We start from the raw sequence: 7,634 nt of genomic DNA on the forward strand, positions 1-7,634 counted from the left end.
GCCCAGCCGTGAGCCGCGCGGCGCGAACGGTGCTTCTCGAGGCCGTTCCTCGCCGCGATCGAGCCGTTCACCAGGTTACGAGCTGGCGCAAGCCGCCCTGGGCGAGCGAGCCGAGCCGATGGCGTTCGTCGATCGGCTTTCGTTGGTCGATTGGCGTTTGACCCGGGCCGTGCTGCCAGCTGCCGGAACGAAGCGCCGGGACCCCTCGTGCCGATGCGCGGTGTTCAGCCTCCGGCGTGAAGGCCCCTGTCGCGGCCGGCCATAAGCCTTTATCGCAAATTCCAAGTCCAGCATTTGGCGGACTGATCATAAGCTGCAATCGGTTTCCACCCGAGTGCTCGAACGGAGCGATATTGGGTATCGTCCGTCACCCACGAAAGGAAATCTCGTAAAGACCCTGATTCATCGCCCGCTGAGTGCTGGGTCTCTTGAAGTCTGCGCCATTGGTTGAGGGCGCCTTTAAGCCCGTAATAAGATTCCTTGAATGCGAGCTGCGACTCGAGGACGTAGGAAAGATGATCGAACACGGCCCCGAGCGATTCGGTTTCGGCGTGGGAGAAAGGATTTTCTCTGCCCATGTCGCGAAACTGAACATTGCCCGCGTTATGATATGCCTTCAACAGGATGGGCGGCTCATGAGCATGCCAAATCATCCCGGGCTTATAGTTCCAAACCCTTAGCCACTCTTGGTTGGGGTTTTGAGCATAGTTGTTCCGGGTCGATATGCCCAATTGGGGTCCGACATAGTAATTACACCAGAACCACGCGGCCGTGCGCGACGGATCCGCTAAAAACGCCGATCGCATCGCGATGATTTGCCGGGGGTTCCATAATTCGTCGGAGTCCAACTGCCAGAGGAGGCAGTCTTCATTCAAGTTCGCGAGGGGCGCTCGCACCATTTCGATTTTACCGTCCCAGAAATGGCCCGGTTTTTTTCTATAAACAGTCACGTTGTTCGGAAATCGGTCGGCTATGTCATCGATGTATGCACTCGTGCCGTCAATGCTGCGCCCGTTCGCGTGGAAAGATTGCGGAACATTGCCGCCCGTCGCGACACTCCACGCCGTGTCGTGCGTGAGTTGAGCGACCCCTTCGACGATATGCCAATGCCATTCAAATGGAAGTCTTTGGAACATATGCTCGTGATATCGGATGAATGGCTCGCCATTGAGTACGATTGTAAAGAAATGGACCGGCAATGTCGGCTTCAATGCGCGATGCATGAACAGCGCGTAATCGGTCTCCAAATTCATATTGACGAAAGAGTATCTTTTTTCAGAGGCCAGCCTTTGGAAGGCGGCGCGTCCCCCGGCGGTTTTCCGAGCGCCATCAAATAAAATGAATTTACATCCGTAAAATTTTTCTATGATGTCCTGTGTTCGAAGATCTTCGCCCGAAACGATGAGGATGTCCGGCGCATGCGCTGACCTTGAATGACCTCCAGTGGTCTCTTCGCGGGCTCGGCCACAATCATTCCCCGGCACCTGGCCGGGCTGCGTGCTTGGCGACGTATCGAATAGTTTTGACGACGGAAATCCGATGATCTTCAAATTTTCCAGATCGTTATCTTTTGTAATGACAGCCAGATTTGCGACGGTATTTTGCAAGAACGCCAAGACATCGCCAAGCGTATCGAGATCTAAATCCCCGGACGGCGTCACCCATGTGCAGGTCAGACGATCCCGCCGCATAAGATCCCGCATGTCATCCGCTGTATCGAAAGCCTGCGTCACCTCTCGGTCCTCGCGCTTGATTGTGCTGGAGCAAATATTTTAAATTTGTGATCGGCGTAGAGTTTTCGGGAAAAATCAGTTCCGGAGTCAAGCGCGGTCAAATCAAGCATCAAGCTGCGTTTTTGGCCAATTGTTTTGCAATATTACTGACGTTGTCAGCGTTTCAATCCAATTTGTACAGGCGCTGCTGGGAACTTGCAGCGGTACAGTCACGGCATTACGGTTGTGCCCGTGCAGAGTCACAGGGTCAGGCGTTTTTTCGTCAAATCCGCCACTGCCCTTTGACGTCTCGCGCGCCGCCGTCGAGATGCGGCCGGCCGCCGGATGGGCCAGTCGTCAGAGCGACGTATGCGATGCTGTATCGGGCGTATCCGCCCTTACCGATGGACCGCCGCCACGTCGGAGCGAACGTCGTCCAGCGCGCAGCCGATGCGCTCCAGGGCCAGGGACACCATCTCGGCGGCCTGTGGATCGGCGGTATCCCGCGGCGCTCCGGGGCTGAAGCCGTCCCGCAGGTAGGGCATCATCGTGCCGTGAAGCGCCGTGTAGGCACCTGGGTTGGACAACTCGTAGACGACTGCGAGTGCATGATAGGCCCGGACCATGATCTCCAGCGCGATATCCGCACTGCGTACGGCCCGCTCGCAATCGTCGCTGTCCATCATCACGCTTGTAGTTTTATTGCTGTCCAGCCGCCAGGTAACACGCTCTTTTAAGACTGTCGACGTTTGGAGCTATTGCTGCCACGGCGCATCGAGGCGGCGGATCATTTATCGCCGGATTATGGCTCGACTGCAACACTTGCCGATCTCGGCGCGCAATATCAAGTAATGGTCTGACCGCGCATATGCCGGGATGGCCGAATCATTGCCGCGATCTTGTTCTCGGCCTCGGTCAGGATGCTGTTCACAAGGTGAGACGCGCCCTCGACTGTCCCGGCGGTGAAAGTTTCGCCCCGGTTCATGTCCTGGACGATGCGGAAATTGTCCTCGACGAACGCGCGGATCTTTCGCTGAACGTCGTCGAACTCCCCCGGATGAGCCGTTTCGTAGAGAAGTGCCAGAGCCAGGTAGGCCCGGCCGACCATGTCGAGTGCCAGATCCGCGCTCGTCTCGGAACTCACGATTTCGGGCGAGGACACGGCAGGTGAATCCCTGTCAAGCACATTCGACAAGTTAGCACGACCTGGAAGCCGCGCCAATCAGTCAAGGTATTCTCGCTCCGGTTATCCCTGGTCAGTCTCCAGGGGGGGGCTTCGAGGTCATCGGGTCGCCGCCATCGACGATCCGAGCCGGAAAATCGGACGGTCGCCGGGATCCGGCGGGGCGGGGGCGCCCGCGGTCCCGTCGATGCCGCGGTCCCGTCGATGCGTAGTCGGCGCTGTCAGAATCGGGACGCTTTCGCATGGCCGTGACCGGATCCGCCTCCGCGGCTGTGGTCTCGCGCGGCCAAGCCGATTATCGACACGCGCATGGGTCCGGCCTCGCGCGGCCCGCAGGACCCGGCTGCGCGCCGAAAGCCCAGGAGAGTCGTCACCGTGCCCGACAGCACCCCGCGCCCCGTGATGCTCGTGATCCTCGACGGATGGGGCCTCCGGGAGGAGATCGCCGACAACGCCGTCGGCCAGGCCCGGACGCCGGTCTTCGACGGGCTGATGCGGGAGCGCCCCCGGGCGCGGCTGCGGACCTTCGGGGCCGATGTCGGCCTGCCCGAGGGGCAGATGGGCAATTCCGAGGTCGGCCATCTCAATATCGGCGCCGGCCGCGTGGTCCTGCAGGATCTGCCACGCATCGACACCGCCGTCGCGGACGGGTCGCTGGCCGCGAACCCGGCCCTGGGCCGGTTCATCGAGCGCCTGCGCGCCTCCGGCGGGACCTGCCACCTCGTCGGCCTCCTGTCCCCGGGCGGCGTCCACGCCCATCAGGACCACGCGGTGGCGCTGGCCCGCCTGCTGGTCGCGGCGGGCGTGCCGGTCCGGCTCCACGGCTTCACGGACGGGCGCGACATGCCGCCCCGTTCCGCCGCCGCCTGCATCGCCGCGGTGGAGACCGCCCTTCCGCCAGGCGCGCGGATCGCCACCCTGTGCGGCCGCTATTTCGCGATGGACCGCGACCGGCGCTGGGAGCGGGTCCAGATCGCCTACGATGCCCTCACCGCCGGGCGCGGGACCCGGTTCGCGCGGGCGGGGCAGGCGGTGGCCGCGGCCTACGCGGCGGACGTCTCGGACGAGTTCATGCGGCCCGCCGTCATCGGCGACTTCGCCGGCATGCGCGACGGCGACGGCCTCCTGAGCTTCAACTTCCGGGCTGACCGGACCCGGCAGATCCTGGAGGCCCTCCTCGATCCGGCCTTCGCGGGCTTCCCCCGCGCGGGGACGATCCGGTTCGCCGCCGCCCTGGGCATCGTCCAGTACAGCCTCGAGATCGACGCCTTCGCCGAGACCCTCTTCGGGCCCCTCGACCTGCCGAACGGGCTCGGCGAGACGGTCGCCCGGGCCGGGCGGACCCAGCTGCGCATGGCCGAGACGGAGAAGTACCCCCACGTCACCTACTTCATGAACGGCGGGCTCGAGGCTCCCTTCCCGGGCCAGGACGCGGTCCTGGTGCCGTCGCCGAAGGTCGCGACCTACGATCTCCAGCCGGAGATGTCGGCCGCGGAGCTGACCGACCGTGCCGTGGCGGCGATCGGCTCGGGGGCCTACGACCTCATCATCCTGAACTTCGCCAATCCCGACATGGTCGGCCATACCGGCAGCCTCGCGGCCGCCGTGAAGGCCGTGGAGACCGTCGATGCCTGCCTCGGCCGGGTGGTGGAGGCGGTGACGGCCCAGGGCGGGGCGCTGCTCGTCACCGCCGACCACGGCAATTGCGAAACGATGCGCGATCCCGAGACCGGCGAGCCGCATACCGCCCACACCCTCAACCCGGTCCCCGTGACGCTCGTGGGCGTCGACGGGGTGGTCCTGGCCGATGGCCGGCTGGCCGACGTGGCCCCGACGCTGCTGGCCCTGATGGGCCTCGACCAGCCGGCCGAGATGACCGGCACGTCCCTGATCCGGCGGGCGGGCTGATGGCCCGGCATGGCGGCTGCACCGGTCGGGCCGTCATGCATCAGGCTCTCGCCATACGTCCCGCCGCGGGACCGGACCGTGCCAGGGCGGGGCAGGGTTGGCGCATGCCTGTGAAGGATCCGCGCGCCCGTCCTGGCCGCTCGGGAGCGCGGGCTCAGAAAAGGGCATGGCCCTCATGAAGGCTTACGCTTCCTTCTGCACCGTCGCTCCCCCCTTTCAGGACTTCGTTCCGACCCGACCCCCTTCGGGGGCCACCCTCCCTTGCAGAGGGGGGAGGGTGATGCGCGGTGTCCGCGCCCTGCTTCAATCCGGGCCTGTGATAATCATAGGCCAGCGGGGCGAGAGGACACGAGCCTCCGAGCCACGATCATGATCGCCCGGCACAGCCTGATCTATGTCGGCTCGCGCGGCTTCGCCGCCGCCCTGAACATGGCCTCGGTGGCGGTGTTCACCCGGCTCGCGCCGGCGGCGAGCTACGGCACCTACCTGTACGTCCTGTCCTGGGCGCTGGTGCTCTACGGGGCGACCTGCCAGTGGCCGAAATTCGCGTTCTTCGCCCTCTACGACGAGGCCCGCGAGCCGGCCCAGATCGGCACCGTGGTGCGCATCCTGGCCGGTACGCTGCTGCTGGCCGGGCTCGGCAGCGTGCTGGCGGCCGGGCTCGGCCTGGTTCCGGGCCGGATGGCGGCCGCGATCCTGGCGCTGGCCTGCGGCACCACCCTGTTCGAGGGCGCGACCGAGATCGCGCGCACGCGCCTGCGGGTCGGGGCGGTGGCGGCCTCGGTGATGAGCCGGGCGGTCCTGATCCTCGGCCTCGGCAGCCTGGCGCTGCACCGCGCGGCCGATCCGCTCGACCTCGCCTTCGCGGTGGCGACCGCCAACGCGGTCGCGTCCCTCCCGGCCGCCGCCACCATCGCGCCGATGATGCCCGGCCGCGGCAGCCGGGCCGAGGCCCTGCGCCTGTTCACCTATGGCTGGCCCCTGGTGCTCTCCTTCGGGACCGCGGCCCTGGCCCAGAGCCTCGACCGGCTGATCATCGCCAAGACGGTGGGGCCGGCGGGGCTCGGCGCCTACGGGGCGCTGGCCGACTTCCTGCGGCAGAGCTTCATCGTGTTCGGCGAGGCGATCGCCCTGTCGCTGATCTCGATCGCCAAGCGCGAGGCGCGGACCGGCGGCATGGAGGCGGCCGCGGGGGTGCTGAGCGACGCCGCCCGGGCGATGACGCTGATCGCGGCCTTCGGCGCCGTGTTCTTCCTCTGCTTCGACGAGCTCGTGGTCACCGTGTTGCTCGGGCCCGACTACCGGGCCGAGGCCCGCCAGCTCGCCCCGGTGCTGGTCCTGGCGAGCATCCTGATGATGTTCCGCGCCTACTATTTCGGACAGGTGATCTACTTCACCCGGACCAGCGGTCTCGAGGCGGCGGCCGCCTTCGCCACCCTGGCCACCGTGGCGGCGCTCTCGCTCCTGCTGATCCCGACCTTCGGCGCCCCCGGGGCGGCGCTCGCCTTCGCCGGGGGGCAGAGCGCGGCCTGCCTCGTGCTGGTGTTCGGCGCGAGGCGGGAGGGCACGACGATGCCGCTGCCGCTGGCCGACATGGCCGGCATCGCCGGGCTCGCCCTGGCCTGCGGCGCCGTGAATGCCGGGATCGCTTTGATGCCGGGCGGCCTCCTGCCCCCGGGGCAGGTGCTGCGCATGGTCCTGCTCGCCGCCGGGGCCGGGGCCGCCGCGTGGCGCTACGACGTGCTGGGCTTCGCGGGCGCGATCCGCCACCGGCTCGCGACCTGACGGCGTCGCAATGCCGGACACCGCCGCACTCCCGCAGGGCCTGGTCGCGGCGATCCGGCCCCTGGATCCGGCGGCGCCCTGGATCCCGGCCTGGCGGGCGCTGGGCGCCGCCGCCCGCATCCGGAACCCGTTCTACGAGGCGGGCTACGCGCTCGCCGCCCGCGGGGCCTTCGGGGCGGGGGTGCGTCTCCTGATCGTCGCCGACCGGCCCCCCGAGGAGCCGGGCGCGCGGTTCCGCGCCGCCTGGCCGTTCCGGGTGTCGCGGCGGCGCTGGGTCCTGCCGCTTCCGCTGCTGATGGGCTGGACCCACGGCTACTGTCCGTTCGGCGCGCCGCTCCTCGACGGCGCCGATCCGGAGACGGCGCTCGCGGGTCTGCTCGCCGCGCCCCGGGCGCTGGGCCTGCCGCCACGGCTTCTCCTGCCGAACGCCCCCGCTGACGGGCCCCTGGCGCAGCTTCTGGCGGCGCGCGGGGCGGCCCGTGCCGCCTACTGGCCGCATGCCCGCGGCCTGCTCGATCTGACCGCCCGCACGCCGGAGGCGCGGGCGGCCTATCTCGGCCACCTCTCCGGCCAGAGGCGGCGCAAGCTGCGCCGTGCCCAGGCGCGCCTGGAGGCGGAGGGGGCCGTGGCCCTGGAGATGGTGGACACGCCGGCCGGCCTCGACCGCGCCCTGGACGAGCACGTCGCCCTCGAAGCGGCCGGCTGGAAGGATCGGGCCGGCACCGGCCTGGGTCAGCGGCCGGCGGAGGTCGCCTTCCTGCGCGCCGCCCTGGCCGATCTCGGCGCCGCGGACGGGGTGCGGATCGCGCGCCTGCGCCGGGCGGACCGGACGCTCGCCTCCCTGATCCTGCCGGTCACCGGCTCCGAGGCCTGGGTCCTGAAGATCGCCCACGACGAGACGGAAACGGAGGGCGCCCCCGGTGTCCAGCTCGTCCACCGCCTGACCGCGGCGGTGGTTTCCGGCGCGTGGGACATCGACCGGATCGATTCCTGCGCCCCGCCGGATTTCGCCCTCGGCTCCACCTTCTGGACGGAGCGCCGGCCGA

6 protein-coding genes are annotated in these 7,634 nt (G+C 67.5%); 3 read left to right on the forward strand and 3 right to left on the reverse strand.

Annotation, left to right across the window (positions count from 1 at the left end; translation table 11 throughout):
- Positions 1-269: 269 nt before the first annotated feature.
- From MKK69_RS17435 to MKK69_RS17445, 3 genes are all read right to left on the reverse strand, one after another.
- A complete protein-coding gene (locus MKK69_RS17435) occupies positions 270-1,733 on the reverse strand; it encodes a hypothetical protein (protein WP_243969847.1) in 1,464 nt (487 codons plus the stop codon).
- A gap of 377 nt (positions 1,734-2,110) precedes the next feature.
- A complete protein-coding gene (locus MKK69_RS17440) occupies positions 2,111-2,398 on the reverse strand; it encodes a hypothetical protein (RefSeq protein WP_243969849.1) in 288 nt (95 codons plus the stop codon).
- A 158-nt stretch (positions 2,399-2,556) separates the two neighbouring features.
- Positions 2,557-2,874, reverse strand: coding sequence for a hypothetical protein (locus MKK69_RS17445; RefSeq protein ID WP_243969851.1), 318 nt, complete (start codon positions 2,872-2,874; stop codon positions 2,557-2,559).
- Positions 2,875-3,297: 423 nt separating this feature from the next.
- Between MKK69_RS17445 and gpmI the strand changes: the two genes are divergently transcribed.
- The 3 genes from gpmI to MKK69_RS17460 all read left to right on the forward strand — a co-directional run.
- Positions 3,298-4,803 (forward strand): 2,3-bisphosphoglycerate-independent phosphoglycerate mutase, encoded by a 1,506-nt coding sequence (gene gpmI / locus MKK69_RS17450; RefSeq protein WP_243969857.1) that lies wholly within the window; start codon positions 3,298-3,300, stop codon positions 4,801-4,803.
- A gap of 369 nt (positions 4,804-5,172) precedes the next feature.
- Entirely contained in the window at positions 5,173-6,588 is a 1,416-nt protein-coding gene (locus MKK69_RS17455) for a lipopolysaccharide biosynthesis protein (protein ID WP_243969853.1), read from the forward strand.
- A 10-nt stretch (positions 6,589-6,598) separates the two neighbouring features.
- Positions 6,599-7,634: GNAT family N-acetyltransferase (locus tag MKK69_RS17460; protein WP_243969855.1), on the forward strand; the 1,036-nt coding region annotated here is incomplete at its 3' end.

Source organism: Methylobacterium sp. J-026 (genome assembly GCF_022829585.1).
Classification (GTDB): domain Bacteria; phylum Pseudomonadota; class Alphaproteobacteria; order Rhizobiales; family Beijerinckiaceae; genus Methylobacterium.